Source organism: Pauljensenia sp. UMB3104 (assembly GCF_030217285.1).
GTDB lineage: Bacteria > Actinomycetota > Actinomycetes > Actinomycetales > Actinomycetaceae > Pauljensenia.
Map to the genome: position 1 here is coordinate 1 of NZ_JASONN010000061.1, position 536 is coordinate 536.

The window sequence follows — 536 nt, forward strand, 5'->3', positions numbered from 1 at the left end:
TGAGCGTCGTCTTGCCAGCCCTGTTCGGCCCGATGAGGCCGACAAGCTCGCCCTCGTCGACTCGAAGGGACACATCCTCAAGGATCGTCCGCCCGCCAAGGTCGACGCGCAGGCTGGACACCTCCAGTGCGCGACTCATCGCTGAGACCCCCGGTCGTCGGCATCATCGGATGCTTCCGGCTTCGGCTCGACGGAGCCGGAAGTCCCATCCTCGACGATCCTCTCAGCGACCCGCTCGCGCTCGTGGCTGCGGCGACGGGCGACGAGGACGAGAGCGACAAGGACGAGGGTTGTGGCGCCGAGCCCCGCGGCGATCCACAGCGGGAGAACGGTCGAGCGGTCGACGGCCGACGGCGAGTCAACGGGAGCGGGCGACTCAGGGGCGTTCGAGACGCTCCACTGGGCTTCGAGTGCCTTCTGCGCGTCGGCGGCGTCCCCGACGGCAAAGCGGAGGACGCGAGTGTCCTCGACAGTGGTGCCGTCGGTGAGCTGGGCCTGGATGCTGAGGCGGATAAGGTGGATCCCCGGTTGCGTGA

Annotated in this window: 1 protein-coding gene and 1 pseudogene; both read right to left on the reverse strand. The window is 68.7% G+C overall.

The annotated features are described in order from the left end of the window. Nucleotides 1–139: ATP-binding cassette domain-containing protein (locus tag QP415_RS10740; RefSeq protein WP_285100039.1), on the reverse strand; the 139-nt coding region annotated here is incomplete at its 3' end. Beyond that, nucleotides 136–536, reverse strand: a pseudogene (locus tag QP415_RS10745) (choice-of-anchor M domain-containing protein); the annotation flags it as partial. The gene QP415_RS10740 and the pseudogene QP415_RS10745, both read right to left, overlap by 4 nt.